Here is a 16,654-nt window from a genome sequence, read left to right as displayed (position 1 = left end):
CACATCGTTAAAGGTTGCCGTGGATTATTTACCTCTGTTTGCCGATCTCAGGCAACGCCCTGTGCTGGTTGTCGGCGGAGGCGATGTTGCCGCGCGTAAAATCCAATTGCTGCTGCGCGCCGGCGCGCAGGTCAGGGTGGTTGCGCGCCGGCTGTTGCCCGAACTGGAACAACAGGCGCAGTTGAAGGTTATCCACTGGCTTGGCCAGGAATTTTCCGAAGATATGCTGGAGGGCGTTTTCCTGGCGATTGCCGCCACCGATGATGGGGATCTCAATGCCGAGGTCTTTGCCGCGGCCGATAAGCGCCGGATATTGGTCAATGTGGTGGACTGCCAGCCCTTATGCTCCTTTATTTTTCCCTCCATTGTCGATCGGTCGCCGATAACCGTTGCCATCTCCTCCGGCGGGAAAGCGCCGGTGCTGGTGCGTATCCTGCGGGAAAAGCTGGAATCGCTGCTGCCGTCGTTCCTCGGGCCGATGGCGGATATTGCCGGTGCCTGGCGTGAACGGGTCAAACGGCATATCCCTTCGGTTGCCGGGCGCCGCCGTTTTTGGGAAAAGGCTCTTGACGGCCGCTTCGCCACCCTGGTGGCGCAGGGGCAGCTTGTTAATGCCGAGGAAGTCTTGCAACAAGGGCTGACAGCCAATGCCGAGGAAGCGCTGCAACAGGGCCTGACCGCCGAAGCAGAAGCCGGGGGCGACGTTGCGCTGGTGGGGGCCGGCCCCGGCGATAGCGGGCTGATGACCCTGCGCGGCCTGCAACTGATTCAACAGGCGGACGTGGTACTGTTCGATAACCTGGTGAGCGAGGACATCCTGGAACTGGTGCGGCGCGATGCCGAGCGGATTGCCGTGGGAAAACGGTGCGGCGCCCACTCCATGGCCCAGGAAGAGATCAATCGGCTGCTTATTCTTCATGCGCGGCAGGGCAAACGGGTGGTGCGCCTCAAAGGCGGCGACCCCTTTATATTCGGCCGCGGCGGCGAAGAGCTGCAGGCGGTGGCCGCCGCCGGCATTCCATTCCAGGTGGTGCCCGGCGTGACCGCCGCCGCCGGTGCCGCCGCCTACGCCGGCATCGCGCTGACCCACCGGGATCATGCCCAAAGCGTGACTTTTATCACCGGCCATCTGCGCCCCGGGGGCGAACAGCTGGATTGGCCGGCCCTGGCCCGCGGCCGGCAAACGCTGGCGATTTATATGGGAGTGATGAAAGCGGCCGAAATCAGCCGGCAGCTCATCAAACACGGCCGATCGCCGCTCACGCCGGTGGCGGTTATCGGCCGCGGCACCCGGCCGGATCAGCAGGTTTTCACCGGCACGCTGGAAAAACTCGCTGACCTGGCGCAACAGGCGCCGACACCGGCCTTGCTGATTATCGGCGAAGTCGTCTCCCTGCATGACGAAATCGCCTGGTTCGGACAAACAGCTTTAGCGGCGCAGAAACGCGCGTCGTTGGTCAATCTGGCTTGAGGATGTAAATATGGATCAACAACGACTCACTCATTTGCGGCAACTGGAGGCGGAAAGTATCCATATCATCCGTGAAGTCGCCGCTGAATTCGCTAATCCCGTGATGATGTACTCCATCGGCAAAGACTCGTCGGTCATGCTGCATCTGGCGCGCAAGGCGTTCTTTCCCGGCACGCTGCCGTTCCCGCTGCTGCACGTGGATACCGGCTGGAAATTTCGCGAAATGTATGAGTTCCGGGACTATACCGCCAAAGCCTATGGCCTTGAATTACTGGTCCATCGCAATCCGGATGGGGTCGCCATGGGGATCAATCCCTTTATTCACGGCAGCGCCAAACACACCGACATCATGAAAACCGAAGGGCTGAAGCAGGCGCTGAATAAATACGGTTTCGATGCCGCCTTTGGCGGCGCGCGGCGCGATGAGGAAAAGTCCCGCGCCAAGGAACGCATTTACTCCTTTCGCGATCGCCTGCACCGCTGGGACCCGAAAAACCAGCGTCCCGAGCTGTGGCGCAACTACAACGGCCAAATCAACAAAGGGGAAAGCATCCGGGTATTCCCGCTCTCCAACTGGACCGAGCTGGATATCTGGCAGTACATCTTTTTGGAAAATATCGAAATCGTGCCGCTTTATCTGGCTAAGCCTCGTCCAATCCTGGAACGCGACGGCATGCTGATGATGGTGGACGACGACCGCATCAATTTACAACCCGGTGAAGTGATTGCCCAGCGGATGGTGCGTTTTCGCACCCTGGGCTGCTGGCCGCTCACCGGCGCGGTGGAATCCAACGCCCGCACCCTGCCGGAAATCATTGAGGAGATGCTGGTGGCCACCACCAGCGAACGGCAGGGCCGAGTAATCGACCGCGATCAATCCGGATCGATGGAACTGAAAAAGCGTCAGGGTTATTTTTAAGGAGCCATCGCCATGAATGATGTAATCGCTAAACAAATCGCCGAGCAGGGCGGTGTGGAGGCCTACCTTCACGCACAGCAGCATAAGACCCTGCTGCGTTTTCTCACCTGCGGCAGCGTGGACGACGGCAAAAGCACCCTCATCGGCCGCCTGTTGCATGACACCCGGCAAATTTATGAAGACCAGCTTTCCACCCTGCACTCCGACAGCAAACGCCTGGGCACCCAGGGGGAAAAGCTGGATCTGGCCCTGCTGGTGGACGGCCTGCAGGCCGAGCGCGAGCAGGGTATTACCATTGATGTGGCGTACCGGTACTTCTCCACCGAAAAACGCAAATTCATCATTGCCGACACCCCGGGACATGAACAATATACCCGCAATATGGCCACCGGCGCCTCCACCTGCGATTTGGCGGTCCTGCTGATTGATGCGCGCAAGGGTGTCTTGGATCAAACCCGGCGGCACAGCTTTATCAGCACGCTGCTGGGGATCCGCCATCTGGTGGTGGCGGTAAACAAGATGGATCTGGTGAACTACGATCAGGCGGTTTTCGAACGGTTCAAACAGGATTATCTGCTGTTCGCCGAAGAGCTGCCGGTGGACTTGAGCATTACCTTTGTGCCCATTTCAGCCCTGGACGGCGATAACGTGGCACAGCCGAGCCGCACCATGCCCTGGTATAAAGGCCCGACGCTGCTGGATGTCCTGGAAACGGTGGAAGTGATTCATCTGGACGAACAGCAGCCGATGCGTTTTCCGGTGCAGTATGTCAACCGCCCCAACCTGGATTTCCGCGGCTATGCCGGCACCGTCGCTTCAGGCGTATTGCGGGTCGGCCAGGCAATCAAAGTACTGCCCTCCGGCGTCGCTTCCACCATTGCCCGCATTGTCACCTTTGACGGCGATTTGACCGAGGCCTGGTGGGGCGAGGCGGTGACCCTGGTTCTGGCGGATGAGGTGGACATCAGCCGCGGCGATATCATCGTGGATGCCAAAGAGACACTGCAGCCGGTGCGTAACGCCAGCGTGGACGTGGTATGGATGACCGAGCAGCCGCTGGTGGCGGGGCAAAGTTTCGATATTAAAATCGCCGGTAAAAAGACCCGGGCCCGGGTGGAGAACATCCAGTACCAGGTGGAGATCAACAGCCTGACGCAGCGGGTGGCGGACAGCCTGCCCCTTAACGGCATCGGTTTGGTGGAACTGGCCTTCGACGAGCCGATGGTATTGGACAAATATCCGCATAACGCCGTAACCGGCGGCATGATTTTTATCGACAGGCTGAGCAATGTCACCGTCGGCGCCGGCATGGTCCGCGAACCGCTGGCGGACGTTTACCGGGAGCCGGCCCCTTACAGCGAGTTTGAACTGGAACTGAACGCTTTGGTCCGCCGACATTTTCCCCACTGGGGAGCCCGTGATTTAATGGGGGGAAAATAGCCATGGCGGACCCGGCGGAAGAGAATATCGTCTGGCACGATCATCCCGTGGCGCGGGAAGATCGCGAGAAACTGCACCGGCACCAGGGCGTGGTCATCTGGTTCACCGGCCTGTCGGGATCTGGTAAATCCACCCTCGCCGGCGCTCTCGAGCAGGCATTGCACCGGACGGGTGTAAGTACTTATTTATTGGATGGTGACAATGTCCGCCACGGTTTATGCCGGGATCTGGGTTTTAACGACGCCGACCGGCGGGAAAATATCCGCCGGGTGGGGGAAGTCGCCCGCTTGATGGTGGATGCGGGTCTGGTGGTGCTGACGGCGTTTATTTCGCCCCATCGCGCCGAGCGGCGCATGGTGCGCGATATGCTGCCGGCGGGACGTTTCATCGAAGTGTTCGTGGATACGCCGCTGGCGGTGTGCGAAGCACGGGATCCGAAGGGGCTGTATAAAAAAGCCCGCGCCGGCAAGCTGCCTGATTTCACCGGTATCGACTCGGTTTATGAAGCGCCGGAACAGCCTGAAATTCATCTGGACGGCCAACAATTGGTAACATATTTGACCGACCATTTATTAGACCTGCTGCGCGGCCGCGTTATTATCAAACCCTGAGATATCTTGTCGGCTCTGCGTCTCGGAGCATGCCGGTGTATTTAGAGCCCAGGGATTAAGATGTATGCTGAATGTTACCCAGTCCAAGCACGTCATACCCGTCACGGTGAAGCCTATCAGCGCCCGTGGCGGTGAACGCGGAACCGAGGAGCCGGCCTATGGTTTCTGGGGCGCCATGGCGGGTTTTCTCTTTTATTGGGTGGCCTTCGCCGTGCCGATTATGGTTTATGGCGCCAACGCCCTGTTTTTCCTGCTCTACACGTGGCCGTTCTTCCTGGCGTTGCTGCCCCTATCGGTCCTGATCGGTATTATTATCGGCACCCTGCTGGCGGCACGGGTCTTGCTGATGATACTGCTAAGCGGCCTGTCGGTATTCAGCCTTTTCTGGCTGGTTTTCTCCTTGCTCACCGGCTGGTAATGGCCGTTTTGGGTGAGTTCCGGTAACAAATGGTAAATAGCCATCATCAATCAGGGCGGAAAAACGTCTTTTTGCCGGTTTTGCACGTCATTTTATCGGCTGGGGGGGAGTCCGGTCAACAGGTATGGGATTATTGCGCAGTCTATTAGGGGGGGGGATGGGGAAAGTGACGCTGCTATTACTGGTACTGCTTGGCTGGCTGCAATATTCCTTGTGGCTTGGAAAGAACGGTGTTCATGATTTAGTCCGGGTTCAGGACGACGTTTCGGTCCAGCAGGGCAGTAATGCCAAGCTTAAAGCGCGCAATGATCAGCTGTTTGCTGAAATCGACGATCTCAACGATGGCCAAGAGGCCATTGAAGAACGATCGCGCAATGAACTCGGCATGATAAAGCCGGGGGAAAGTTTTTATCGCCTGGTGCCGGATCAATCCAAACGCCAGCCGGCCGCCCCGATTTCACAAGATAATCAATAATGGCCTCTGAAGTTTTCCCCGATGTTATCGCCATCTTGCCGGCCGCCGGTATCGGCAGCCGCATGCAGAATGACTGTCCGAAGCAGTATCTCACCATCGCTGATAAAACCTTGCTGGAGCATGCCGTTGAGGCGCTGCTGCGCCAGCCTTGCATCCGCCAGGTGATCGTGGCGGTGAGCGCGGACGATCGGCGCTTCGCCCGTCTGCCCCTGGCGGATAATCCGCGGGTGAGCCGGGTCATCGGCGGCAAGGAGCGGGCCGATTCGGTGATGGCCGCCCTGGACCAGGCCCATGGCGCTGACTGGGTGCTGGTACACGACGCCGCCCGCCCCTGTCTGCACCAGGACGATCTGGCGCGTTTGCTGGCGATTACCGCGTCCTCCGTCGTCGGCGGCATTCTGGCGACGCCGGTAAGGGACACCATGAAACGCGCCGGTCCCGGCGGCGCCACCATCGATCATACCGTGGAGCGCCGGGATCTCTGGCACGCACTGACGCCGCAATTATTCCCGCTGCCGCTGCTCAAGTCCTGCCTTTCCCGTGCGCTGAACGACGGCGCCGTGATCACCGATGAAGCGTCGGCGCTGGAGCATTGCGGTTACCAGCCGCTGCTGGTGCCCGGCCGTTCGGACAATATCAAAATTACCCGCCCGGAAGATCTGGCGTTGGCGGCATTCTATTTTTCCCGATTGTTATCCCCCTCTTTGCAAAATGCGCATTTTTAACGCGCCCGCATAAAAAGGAGAACCGTTAATGCGAATCGGTCATGGTTTTGATGTGCATAAATTCGGCGGGCCCGGCCCGCTGGTTATCGGCGGCGTCCGCATACCCTACAGCCAGGGCCTGTTGGCGCATTCCGATGGCGATGTGGCGCTGCATGCCGCCACTGATGCCCTGCTCGGCGCCGCGGCGCTGGGGGATATCGGCAAGCTGTTTCCGGATACCGATCCGGCGTTTAAAGGCGCCGACAGTCGGGTGCTGCTGCGGGAGGCCTGGCAACGCATCCGGGCCAAAGGCTACCGTCTGGGCAACATCGATATTACCCTTATCGTCCAGGCGCCGAAAATGGCGCCGCATATTCCGCAGATGCGCATCAATATCGCCGAAGATCTCGGCTGTCATATGGACGAGGTCAGCGTAAAGGCCACCACCACCGAACAATTGGGGTTTACCGGCCGGGGCGAGGGCATTGCCTGCGAGGCGGTGGTCTTGCTGCATAAAACCCTATGATGGATTTCCAGATATTGTACCGCCTGCATGGCGAACCGGCGGCTAGCGGCCTTATCAAGGCCCGCCCGGAGGATTTCCTGGTGCAGGAAGACCTGGGCTTCGAGCCGGACGGTGAAGGGGAACACGTTCTGGTGCGCGTGCGCAAACAGGATTGCAATACCCCTTTCGTGGCGCAGGCTCTGGCGAAATTCGCCGGCCTGCCCGACCGGGCGGTGAGTTATGCCGGCTTGAAAGATCGCCATGCGGTGACCGAACAATGGTTCTGCCTGCACTTGCCCGGCAAGGAAACGCCGGATTTCAACGCCTTCCATCTGGCGGGATGCACTGTCCTGCAAACCCACCGCCATCGCCGAAAACTGCGCATCGGCACCCTGAAGGGCAACTGCTTCACCCTGGTGCTGCGCGACGTCAGCAATCTCCCGGCGGTTGAGCAACGGTTAACGGCTATCCGCAGGGACGGCGTGCCGAATTACTTCGGCAGCCAGCGTTTCGGCCATCAGGGCAACAATATCGCCCAGGCGCTGCATTGGGCCCGTGGGGAAATTCACGTCAAAGATCGCGCCAAACGCAGTTTTTATCTCTCCGCCGCCCGCAGCGCCCTGTTCAACGCCGTGGTGAGCGAACGGCTGTCCCGCTTGGGGCGCTGGCATCTTATGAGCGGCGACGCGCTGCAGCTGGCAGGCCGGGGCAGCTGGTTTGTCGCCACTGACGACGAACTGCCCTCCCTGGATGGGCGCGTGCGGCAAGGCGAGCTGAACATCACCGCGCCCTTGCCGGGAAACGGCGAGCCGGGCACGGTGCGTGAAGCCTTGCTGTTTGAGCAAGCCTGTCTGGAGCGCCAGCCCGACCTGCTGGCGTTGCTTGTCCGCGAGCGGGTAGAGCCGGCCCGCCGCGCCATGCTGCTCCATCCGGCGGACATGCAGTGGCGCTGGCATGACGACGCCACCTTGCAGCTGTCGTTTGCGCTGCCCGCGGGAAGTTTCGCCACCAGTGTGGTGCGTGAATTGCTGGACGCGCCGCTTGAGGGCGCCTGGTGATCCCGGCAACGGCGAATTTTACGTAACGGCCTGAACTCCAGGCTTCACCACCGTGGCGTTTCATGCCATTATTGCTTTTATTCCCAGCCTGCTGCCGTTCATTGATAACCTCGAGGAACAGGCTGGTTTTTGCGTCCTATGGGTGGACGGCGCGTTATTCACTATTAATAATTAATAAAGCCAATCATGATATGCGCATATTGCTAAGTAATGATGATGGAGTCCATGCCCCCGGCATTCAAACGCTGGCGGTTGCCCTGCGTGAATTTGCCGACGTGCAGATTGTCGCGCCCGATCGCAACCGGAGCGGGTCGTCCAACTCGTTGACGCTGGATATGCCGTTAAGAACGGTTAAGCACGCCAACGGCGATATCGCGGTACAGTCCGGCACGCCTACGGATTGTGTTTACCTCGGCGTGAACGTCCTGATGCGGCCGGTGCCGGAGATCGTGGTATCGGGTATCAATGCCGGCGCGAATCTGGGGGACGACGTCATCTATTCCGGTACCGTTGCCGCGGCTATGGAGGGACGGCATCTGGGGTTCCCGGCGCTGGCTATCTCCCTCAACGGCGAACGACATTACGATACCGCCGCCATGGTGGCCTGCCGCCTGATCCGGGCGTTGGCGCAGGAGCCGCTGCGCACCGGTAAAATCCTTAACGTCAACGTACCGGATCTGCCGTTGTCTTCACTGAAGGGCATCAAGGTGACCCGCTGCGGCAGCCGACATCCCGCCAATCAGGCCATCGCGCAGCGGGACCCACGCGGGCACGAAATGTTCTGGATCGGGCCGCCGGGGGAAACCTTTGATAACGGGCCCGATACCGATTTCGCCGCCATTGAGCAAGGCTTTGTCTCCATCACGCCGCTGCAGGTGGATTTGACCGCCTATTCCGCCCAATCGGTACTCACGTCATGGCTGGCTAAAGCGGAGGTCAGCGGGAAATGGTAAACCGGCGCACGCAGACACTGATAGCTCAACTCAGGCAGCAAGGCATCCAGGATGAGCGGCTGCTGCAGGCGATAGAAACTGTCCCCCGGGAACGCTTTATCGATGAAGCCTTCGAGCACAAGGCTTACGATAATACGGCCTTGCCCATAGGCTCCGGCCAGACCATCTCCCAGCCTTATATCGTCGCCCGCATGACCGAGCTGCTGCGCCTGCAGCCCACCTCCAGGGTCTTGGAAATCGGCACCGGCTCAGGCTATCAGACCGCGATTCTGGCCCACCTGGTGCAGCATGTCTGCTCGGTGGAGCGGATAAAAAAGCTGCAATGGCAGGCCAAGCGCCGCCTGAAACAGCTGGATCTGCATAATGTCTCCACCCGTCACGGCGACGGATGGCTGGGCTGGCCATCCCGCGGACCCTTCGACGCCATTATCGTTACCGCCGCGCCGCCGGAAATACCTTCCGCCCTGATGGCGCAGTTGGATGAGGGCGGCATTATGGTGTTGCCGGTGGGGAAGATACCCAGGACCTGACCACCGTTCGCCGCCAGGGCGGCGAATATCTGGTGGAAACCGTGGAAGCGGTTCGTTTCGTGCCGCTGATTAAAGGGGAACTGGCGTAACGCCGCCCTGGCGATAGATTAGCGAATTTCATGTATCAGACCTTGACCTTCCCCGATGCTAACGGAGCGGACCTGTCCCCCCCTTTGTCACTATCGCCTTTTTTTAAACTTCTATACAACTGGTGTATGGCACCCTCCGCCTTATATTGCTAGCATTGACAACAGAATGTTTGTTTTCGGAAAGCGCTGAAAATACTCTCATTCATGGGGTCATGAGAGGTAATTGGATGTATAACGTTAGTGTCTAGCATGTTTGGAATGATAATTGGCGTTGCTGCCATAGGGGAGAGATGAGCATGGGAAGCCCAAAATGCTATTGGCGCCGCGTTGCGGTTTGTGCAATGGCGGGCAGTATCGGGTTGGCCGGTTGCGCCAGTAATGAATCTTCAGCACCCATCAGCAGCGTGGGCGGCGATAATAACGGCGAAATGACGACTCCGCCACCCCCGTCGCAAATGTCGATGCCGATGCCGGTTCAGCAAAATCGGGCCGCACCCGTCAGTGGAATCAACACCCCCCAGCAAGGGAATTATGTTTATAACCGCAGTTACAATACCATTCCCAAAGGTTCCTATGCCGGCGGCTCCACATACCAGGTAAAGCGGGGCGATACGCTGTTCTATATCGCCTGGATCACCGGTAACGATTACCGCGATTTGGCAAAAAGAAATAATATTCCGGAACCTTATGGATTAAATGTTGGTCAAACATTACAGGTAAGTAACGGAACGGCACCCCTTACCGGTAGCACAGCTGTAGTAAGTAACGGAACGACATCACCTCAAACCGGTAGCGGAGCCGTAACGGGTGGCGGCGGCATGCTGGCAGGCAACCACAATCAGCCGGTCAGCGCAGGCGCCAATGTCGTACCAAACCCGCCGTCAAATACGAAAATGGTGAGCACGGGTATTGATTCCCAAGCAAACAATGCGTATTCTGACGATTCAGGTAAACAGAATGTAGGGAAAATGTTGCCTTCAAACGGCAGCAAAATGTTACCCACATCTGGTGCTGTTGTGACCACCACCGTCACGACAACCGCGCCAGTTACCGCCCCAAGCACGACGTCAGGCGCTGTTTCGTCTGGCAGCACTGCGATAGCCGGCTGGCGCTGGCCGACGGACGGGAAAATTATCGACAGCTTCTCCGCGGCAGAAGGCGGAAACAAGGGCATCGATATTTCCGGTTCACGCGGACAGCCTGTGAAGGCTACGGCAGATGGCCGGGTTGTTTATGCCGGCAACGCGCTGCGAGGGTATGGTAATCTGATAATCATCAAACATAATGATGACTATCTGAGTGCTTACGCCCATAATGATACGATGCTGGTCCGGGAACAACAGGAAGTGAAGGCGGGACAGTCTATCGCTACCATGGGTAGTACAGGAACCAGCTCAGTAAGATTGCATTTTGAAATTCGTTACAAGGGGAAATCCGTAAACCCGCTGCGTTATCTTCCGCAGCGATAAATTGGTCGGAATATTTCGGTATTCTGTCCTGGGATCACGGGTAGGAGCCACTTATGAGCCAAAACACGTTGAAGCTTAACGAGTTACATGAAGATGCTGAATTCGATGAGAATGGTGCTGAAACATTTGACGAGAAGGCGCTGGTAGATGAGCCCGCTGATAATGATTTAGCGGAAGAAGAGCTGCTTTCTCAGGCAGCAAGCCAGCGAGTGCTGGATGCTACTCAGCTTTATTTGGGTGAGATCGGATATTCGCCGCTGCTTACCGCTGAGGAAGAAGTTTATTTTGCCAGACGTGCACTTCGGGGTGATGTTGCCTCACGGCGTCGGATGATTGAAAGTAACCTGCGGCTGGTGGTGAAGATTGCCCGTCGTTACGGTAATCGCGGACTTGCCTTACTGGATTTGATTGAGGAAGGCAACCTCGGCCTGATTCGTGCGGTAGAGAAATTCGATCCTGAAAGGGGATTCCGTTTTTCTACTTACGCAACCTGGTGGATTCGGCAGACTATTGAACGGGCGATCATGAATCAAACCCGTACCATTCGTTTACCAATCCATATCGTAAAAGAACTGAACGTTTATCTGCGTACCGCCAGGGAACTGTCACATAAACTGGATCACGAGCCAAGCGCGGAAGAAATCGCCGAGCAGCTTGATAAACCCGTTGATGATGTCAGTCGCATGCTGCGGCTTAACGAGCGGATAACATCAGTTGATACCCCGCTGGGTGGGGATTCCGAAAAAGCGCTGCTGGATATCTTGTCTGACGAGAAAGACAGCGGGCCGGAAGATACCACTCAAGACGATGACATGAAACAAAGCATCGTGAAATGGTTATTCGAACTGAATGCCAAACAGCGCGAAGTGCTGGCCAGACGTTTCGGTTTGTTAGGCTATGAAGCCGCTACGCTTGAAGATGTCGGTCGTGAAATCGGTTTGACCCGCGAGCGCGTTCGTCAAATCCAGGTTGAAGGGCTGCGTCGACTGCGTGAGATCCTGCAAGGGCAGGGGTTGAACCTCGAGGCGCTGTTTCGCGAATAATATCCGTGAATTTGCCCGGCGCGCCACATAAAAACGGTGGGATGTAAATCCCACCGTTTTTTATTGTGCCGCCGCACATGGAACCTTCAACGGTGGCATGTTTGGTCAGCGTGACTCCTCCCGTCTCCTGCACAATTTTTATACGTTGTTTACACGACGCTAAAGTTTGAGCAGGTCCTACTCTGTTGAATGCCATCAATGTGAGTATTGTTAGCTCTACCCAATGGAAAAGTAATTTCTTTGAGTCGTTTAACAATCTGCAGGAGGCCTATATGGAGCAGCAAAACACACCGGGGAATGGATGTTTAACGATTGATTCATTGAGTAAAATTCCCATCATCTCGATGATGGAACATTCGACAATCCCCTGGGCAATAAAAACTAATGATTCTCGTTTTGTTTACATCAATGAATCGTGCATGGATTTTTTTAATATCCCGGCTGGGTTTGACTTTGGGGGTCGGCTTGATGAGGAATTTCCAACCAAATGGTCCGAACAGGCCCCTGAATATAAGGCGCATGTGGACTGCCCCCAAAACCGTGGACATATTCTGTCCTCACGATGAGGCCCGTTCAAAGGCCTCGGGACTGACGCCGCCCAGATGGCTGTGCCGGCGGGTGCGGTTGTAGAATACTTCAATATAATCGAAGATATCGGCGCGGGCCAAATCGCGAGTCTTGTAGAGTCGCTTGCGTATCCGCTCCTTTTTCAGGCTGCTAAAAAACGACTCCGCCACAGCATTATCCCAGCAATTTCCACGCCGGCTCATGCTGGGCTCCAGATTATTGGCTAGGCAGAAGCGCCGCCAGTCGTCGCTGCCGTATTGACTGCCCTGATCCGAATGCACCAGGACGCGCCCGGCGGGTTTACGCCGCCAGAGCGCCATCAGCAGCGCATCCAGCGCCAGTTCGCGCGACAGGCTGGGTTTCATCGACCAGCCCACCACATTGCGCGCAAACAGATCCAGAACCACAGCCAGATAAAGCCAGCCCTGGCAGGTGCGAATATAGGTGATATCCGTCACCCAAAATTGGTTAGGTGCCGTCACGGTAAAAGCCCTCTCCAGTCGGTTCGGCGCGACCACCGAGGGTCTGCCAGCGATGTGCCGCGGCGCTTTATAACCACGCACCGCTTTGATTTTATTGGCGCTCATCAACCGGGCCACGCGATGCCGGCCGCAGGTTTCGCCAATTTCACGCATGTCGCCAAATACCCGTCGGGCGCCATAGACCCCACCGCTGACTGCATAAGAATCACGGATGAGGCCGAGCAAACGCTGGTTGTCTATCGCCCGGGCTGAGAGCGGCCGGTGCAGCCACTCGTAAAATCCTGCCCGTGCCACACCCAATACCCGGCACATCGTTTTTACGCGATACTCATGTCGATGATCGTTGATGAAGCGATACTTTAATCGGGGTCCTTTGCAAAGTACCGCGCGGCTTTTTTTAAGATATCGCGCTCTTCTTCAGTGCGACGTAACTGCGCCCGCAGCTTGAGGATCTCGCTTTTGGCTTCCAGTAAATCGGAGGCATGCTGTTCGGTTTTATCCGGCTTGATGGCTTTAACCCATTTATACAGGCTGTGGGGGGATACGCCCAGGCGGGCGGAAACGTCGGTAACAGAGTAGCCGCGTTCAACAATTTGGCGGACGGCTTCTTCTTTAAACTCAGGGGTGAAACGCTGTGTTCCCATGGGATCCTCCTATGCTCAAAATATAGGCCAGAAGTGTCCACGATCCTAGGGGCAGTCCAATGATAGAAAGGCCGAGTCCACTAAAGAGGGTGCGGAAATCATCACGACATCCTATTTTGGTCGCGATTCCATACTAGAGCCGTGGTACTGTCCAAAATTTCCTATATACAATCCCGATGGAGAGGTTATCGGCAGTATTTTTTATGGTAAAAAATTTAACTTTCTTTCTGTGTGCGATTTTTTCAATAATCTAAAGCCATCCATTATCACATTGACTCCTCCAGACAATATTTTTACTGAAAAGGAACTCGATGTAATTTTTTATGCAACTCAAAAACTTACATCTAAAGAGATTGCCGGCAGATTGTGTCTTTCAGCCAGAACCGTCGAGAACAGATTGGGTGTGATCTATAGTAAAATCGGCGTCAATTCCTCACAAGGACTCATTGAATACTGCCAAAATTCCGGGTTAAGCAGCTATGTCCCCAAAAATCCTCAGGCAGGGTGTGGATTTTTTGGTAAAGAACAGAAGGTTTAATTTTAGCCCGCCCCGAGCGGGCTTTTGAATGTTAAGGCTGAACCTGTGACGTCGGGAAGCGGTGGCGGGAGTCATGCCACCGCCAAAAACACAGCAATATGATTACAGCATTCCCTTCAGCCGGTAGAGCCACTCCAGGGCCTGGCGCGGAGACAGCGCGTCGGGATCCAGTTCGGTCAATGCCGTCACTACCGGCGATATCTCTTCCGGCTCCGGCTGCAGCAACGAGAGCTGTGAACCATCCACTGTACCGGTGGCGGCGTGGACAGACAGGTTTTCCAGCTCCTTCAGCTTTTGCCGGGCGCGTTTAATCACTTCCCGCGGCACCCCCGCCAATGCCGCCACCGACAGGCCGTAGCTCTTGCTGGCGGCGCCGTCCTGTACGGTATGCATAAACGCAATGGTCTCTCCCTGTTCCAGCGCGTCCAGATGCACATTCACCACCCCTTCCATTTTTTCCGGTAGCTGGGTGAGCTCAAAATAATGGGTGGCGAACAGGGTCATGGCCTTGATGCGGCCGGCGAGGCTCTCGGCGCAGGCCCAGGCCAGGGAGAGCCCGTCATAGGTAGAGGTGCCCCGGCCGATTTCATCCATCAGCACCAGGCTTTGCGGCGTCGCGTTATGTAAAATATTCGCCGTTTCGGTCATCTCCACCATAAAGGTGGAACGGCCCGAGGCTAAATCGTCCGCCGCTCCCACCCGGGTGAAGATGCGATCCACCGGACCGATGACCGCCTGTGCGGCCGGCACAAAGCTGCCGATATAGGCCATCAGCACAATCAGCGCGTTCTGCCGCATATAGGTGCTTTTACCGCCCATGTTCGGACCGGTAATAATCAGCATTCGCCGCTGGGCCGACAGCGCCAGCGGATTGGCGATAAAGGGTTCGCTTAGCACCTGCTCCACCACCGGATGGCGGCCGGCGGTGATTTTGACGCCGGGCACGCTGGTGAGGGTCGGGCAGACATAATCCAGGGCTTCCGCCCGTTCCGCCAGATTGCTCAGCACGTCCAGCTCCGACAGCGCCGCCGCGCTTTGCTGCAATGCCGCCAAATGGGGCAACAGCATATCGAACAGCTGATCGTAAAGCGCCTTTTCCAGCGCCAGGGCTTTGCCTTTGGACGTCAGCACCTTGTCTTCGTACTCTTTCAGCTCCGGAATAATATACCGCTCGGCGTTTTTGAGCGTTTGCCGGCGGACATAATGGATCGGCGCCTGGCGGCTCTGGCCTCGGCTGAGCTGAATATAATAACCGTGCACGGCGTTGAAGCCCACCTTCAGCGTGTCCAGGCCGGTACGTTCCCGCTCCCGCAGCTCAAGCCGGTCCAGATAATCCGTGGCGCCGTCCGCCAGCGCCCGCCACTCATCCAGTTCCGCATTATAGCCCGGCGCGATGACGCCGCCGTCCCGCACCAGTATCGGCGGAGTTTCCACCACCGCCCGTTCCAGCAGTTCTTTCAGGTCGGTAAACAGCCCGGTTTGCCCTAGCAGCAGCCGGATATGTTCGTTGTCATACCCGGCGAGCACGGCATGGATTTCCGGCAGTTGCTGAAAAGCATGGCGCATGCGTCCCAGATCGCGGGGACGGGCGGAGCGGAGCGCCAGGCGCGCCAGCACCCGTTCCAAATCCCCCACCTGCCGCAGCAGGGGCTGCAGCTCGGCATAACACTCCTGCAGGGCCTGTATGGTTTGCTGGCGATGGGTCAACACGGCGATATCCCTGGTGGGCATATGCAGCCAGCGTTTCAGCATGCGGCTGCCCATAGGCGTCACGGTATGATCCAGAATATCCGCCAGCGTATTATCGGTTCCGCCGCCGAGATTCTGGGTCAACTCCAGATTGCGGCGGGTAGCGGCATCCATCACGATACCGTCCTGCTGGCGCTCCAGGGTGACGGCGCGGATATGCGGCAGACTGGTACGCTGGGTATCCTTAGCGTACTGCAGCAGGCAGCCGGCTGCCCGCAGGGCCCGCACGGCGCGCTCGATGCCGAAACCGTTCAAATCACGGGTGCCGAACTGCAGATTGAGCTGCTGGCGGGCGGTTTCCAGCTCGAATTCCCAAATCGGCCGCCGGCGCAATCCCCGCCGATGCTCAATCAAACCCATTTCCGAAAAGGTCTCCGGATAAAGCAGCTCCGCCGGGTTGGTGCGCTGCAGCTCGGCGGCCATGGCCTCGCTATCCGCCGGCTCGCAAACCAGAAAACGCCCGGAGCTGATATCCAGGGTGGCATAACCGTAGCTTTGCTGGTCATGCCATACCGCCGCCAGCAGGTTGTCCTGGCGCTCGCTCAGCAGGGCTTCATCGCTCAAGGTGCCCGGCGTCACGATCCGCACCACCCGGCGCTCCACCGGGCCTTTGGTAAGGGCAGGATCGCCGATTTGCTCGCAGATGGCCACCGATTCGCCGAGCTGAACCAGCTTGGCCAGATAGGTCTCCACCGCATGATAAGGTACGCCGGCCATGGGAATCGGCTCGCCGGCGGATTGTCCCCGCCGGGTCAGGGAAATATCCATCAGCTGCGACGCCCGTTTGGCGTCGTCAAAAACATCTCGTAGAAATCCCCATCCGATAGAACAACAGGATATCCGGATGCTGCGCCTTCAGGCGCAGGTACTGCTGCATCATGGGTGTATGGCTGTCTAAATCTTCTGTGGTACTCATGGAGTTATGATATCCATTTCTCTGTTTTTCATGAAGTTAGTGATGATGATTGTTCTCATGAATTATCACTTAT

14 protein-coding genes and 3 pseudogenes are annotated in these 16,654 nt (G+C 57.3%); 15 read left to right on the top strand and 2 right to left on the bottom strand.

Translation table 11 applies throughout. The features are described 5' to 3' along the window. Nucleotides 1-19: 19 nt before the first annotated feature. From cysG to GTU79_RS22625, 14 genes and pseudogenes are all read left to right on the top strand, one after another. The gene (gene cysG, locus GTU79_RS22690) at nucleotides 20-1,471 is read left to right on the top strand and encodes a siroheme synthase CysG (protein WP_203523821.1); all 1,452 of its coding nucleotides are present in this window, start codon (nucleotides 20-22) and stop codon (nucleotides 1,469-1,471) included. 10 nt (nucleotides 1,472-1,481) lie between these two features. After that, a complete protein-coding gene (gene cysD, locus GTU79_RS22685; RefSeq protein ID WP_203523820.1) occupies nucleotides 1,482-2,390 on the top strand; it encodes a sulfate adenylyltransferase subunit CysD in 909 nt (302 codons plus the stop codon). A gap of 12 nt (nucleotides 2,391-2,402) precedes the next feature. Next, nucleotides 2,403-3,830, top strand: coding sequence for a sulfate adenylyltransferase subunit CysN (gene cysN / locus GTU79_RS22680; protein WP_203523819.1), 1,428 nt, complete (start codon nucleotides 2,403-2,405; stop codon nucleotides 3,828-3,830). 2 nt (nucleotides 3,831-3,832) lie between these two features. Further along, a complete protein-coding gene (gene cysC / locus GTU79_RS22675; RefSeq protein ID WP_132926148.1) occupies nucleotides 3,833-4,441 on the top strand; it encodes an adenylyl-sulfate kinase in 609 nt (202 codons plus the stop codon). A 64-nt stretch (nucleotides 4,442-4,505) separates the two neighbouring features. Then, nucleotides 4,506-4,859: a DUF3561 family protein gene (locus tag GTU79_RS22670; protein WP_132926150.1), complete on the top strand. Its 354-nt coding sequence runs from the start codon at nucleotides 4,506-4,508 to the stop codon at nucleotides 4,857-4,859. Nucleotides 4,860-5,016: 157 nt separating this feature from the next. After that, nucleotides 5,017-5,334, top strand: a complete 318-nt coding sequence (ftsB, locus tag GTU79_RS22665; RefSeq protein WP_214514183.1) for a cell division protein FtsB — start codon at nucleotides 5,017-5,019, stop codon at nucleotides 5,332-5,334. Continuing rightward, complete coding sequence (gene ispD, locus GTU79_RS22660; protein WP_203523818.1) at nucleotides 5,334-6,059, top strand: 2-C-methyl-D-erythritol 4-phosphate cytidylyltransferase; 726 nt, start codon at nucleotides 5,334-5,336, stop codon at nucleotides 6,057-6,059. The genes ftsB and ispD overlap by 1 nt, the downstream gene beginning before the upstream one ends. Nucleotides 6,060-6,087: 28 nt before the next feature. Continuing rightward, entirely contained in the window at nucleotides 6,088-6,564 is a 477-nt protein-coding gene (ispF, locus tag GTU79_RS22655) for a 2-C-methyl-D-erythritol 2,4-cyclodiphosphate synthase (protein ID WP_132926155.1), read from the top strand. Further along, on the top strand, nucleotides 6,564-7,601 hold the full coding sequence (gene truD / locus GTU79_RS22650) for a tRNA pseudouridine(13) synthase TruD (RefSeq protein WP_203524049.1): 1,038 nt from the start codon (nucleotides 6,564-6,566) through the stop codon (nucleotides 7,599-7,601). Before ispF ends, truD begins: the two co-directional genes overlap by 1 nt. Nucleotides 7,602-7,792: 191 nt before the next feature. Next, the gene (surE, locus tag GTU79_RS22645; RefSeq protein WP_132926156.1) at nucleotides 7,793-8,554 is read left to right on the top strand and encodes a 5'/3'-nucleotidase SurE; all 762 of its coding nucleotides are present in this window, start codon (nucleotides 7,793-7,795) and stop codon (nucleotides 8,552-8,554) included. Then, nucleotides 8,548-9,173: pseudogene (locus tag GTU79_RS22640) on the top strand (protein-L-isoaspartate(D-aspartate) O-methyltransferase). The gene surE and the pseudogene GTU79_RS22640 overlap by 7 nt, the downstream one beginning before the upstream one ends. A 296-nt stretch (nucleotides 9,174-9,469) precedes the next feature. Further along, nucleotides 9,470-10,642, top strand: coding sequence for a murein hydrolase activator NlpD (gene nlpD / locus GTU79_RS22635; RefSeq protein ID WP_203523817.1), 1,173 nt, complete (start codon nucleotides 9,470-9,472; stop codon nucleotides 10,640-10,642). Nucleotides 10,643-10,695: 53 nt separating this feature from the next. Further along, a complete protein-coding gene (rpoS, locus tag GTU79_RS22630; RefSeq protein ID WP_132926162.1) occupies nucleotides 10,696-11,685 on the top strand; it encodes an RNA polymerase sigma factor RpoS in 990 nt (329 codons plus the stop codon). Between the two features lie 272 nt (nucleotides 11,686-11,957). Further along, on the top strand, nucleotides 11,958-12,251 hold the full coding sequence (locus GTU79_RS22625; RefSeq protein WP_214513394.1) for a hypothetical protein: 294 nt from the start codon (nucleotides 11,958-11,960) through the stop codon (nucleotides 12,249-12,251). Here GTU79_RS22625 and GTU79_RS22620 read toward each other — a convergent pair. Then, nucleotides 12,243-13,378, bottom strand: a protein-coding gene (locus GTU79_RS22620; protein ID WP_203523815.1) for an IS3 family transposase whose coding sequence is annotated in 2 segments (ribosomal slippage) — nucleotides 12,243-13,126 and nucleotides 13,126-13,378 — 1,137 coding nt in all. Because the reading frame shifts where the segments join, the coding sequence is not laid out codon by codon here. The genes GTU79_RS22625 and GTU79_RS22620 overlap by 9 nt on opposite strands. Before the next feature lie 52 nt (nucleotides 13,379-13,430). Here GTU79_RS22620 and GTU79_RS22615 point away from each other — a divergent pair. Continuing rightward, nucleotides 13,431-13,944: pseudogene (locus tag GTU79_RS22615) on the top strand (helix-turn-helix transcriptional regulator); the annotation flags it as partial. Nucleotides 13,945-14,018: 74 nt separating this feature from the next. On the opposite strand, the pseudogene mutS reads toward GTU79_RS22615, so the two are convergent. Continuing rightward, a pseudogene (gene mutS / locus GTU79_RS22610) lies at nucleotides 14,019-16,581 on the bottom strand (DNA mismatch repair protein MutS). Nucleotides 16,582-16,654 lie beyond the last annotated feature (73 nt).

The organism is Sodalis ligni, assembly GCF_016865525.2.
Taxonomy (GTDB): Bacteria; Pseudomonadota; Gammaproteobacteria; order Enterobacterales; family Enterobacteriaceae; genus Acerihabitans; species Acerihabitans ligni.
The sequence above is the reverse complement of the archived record's forward strand: the minus strand, read 5'-3'. Positions and strand labels throughout refer to the sequence as shown.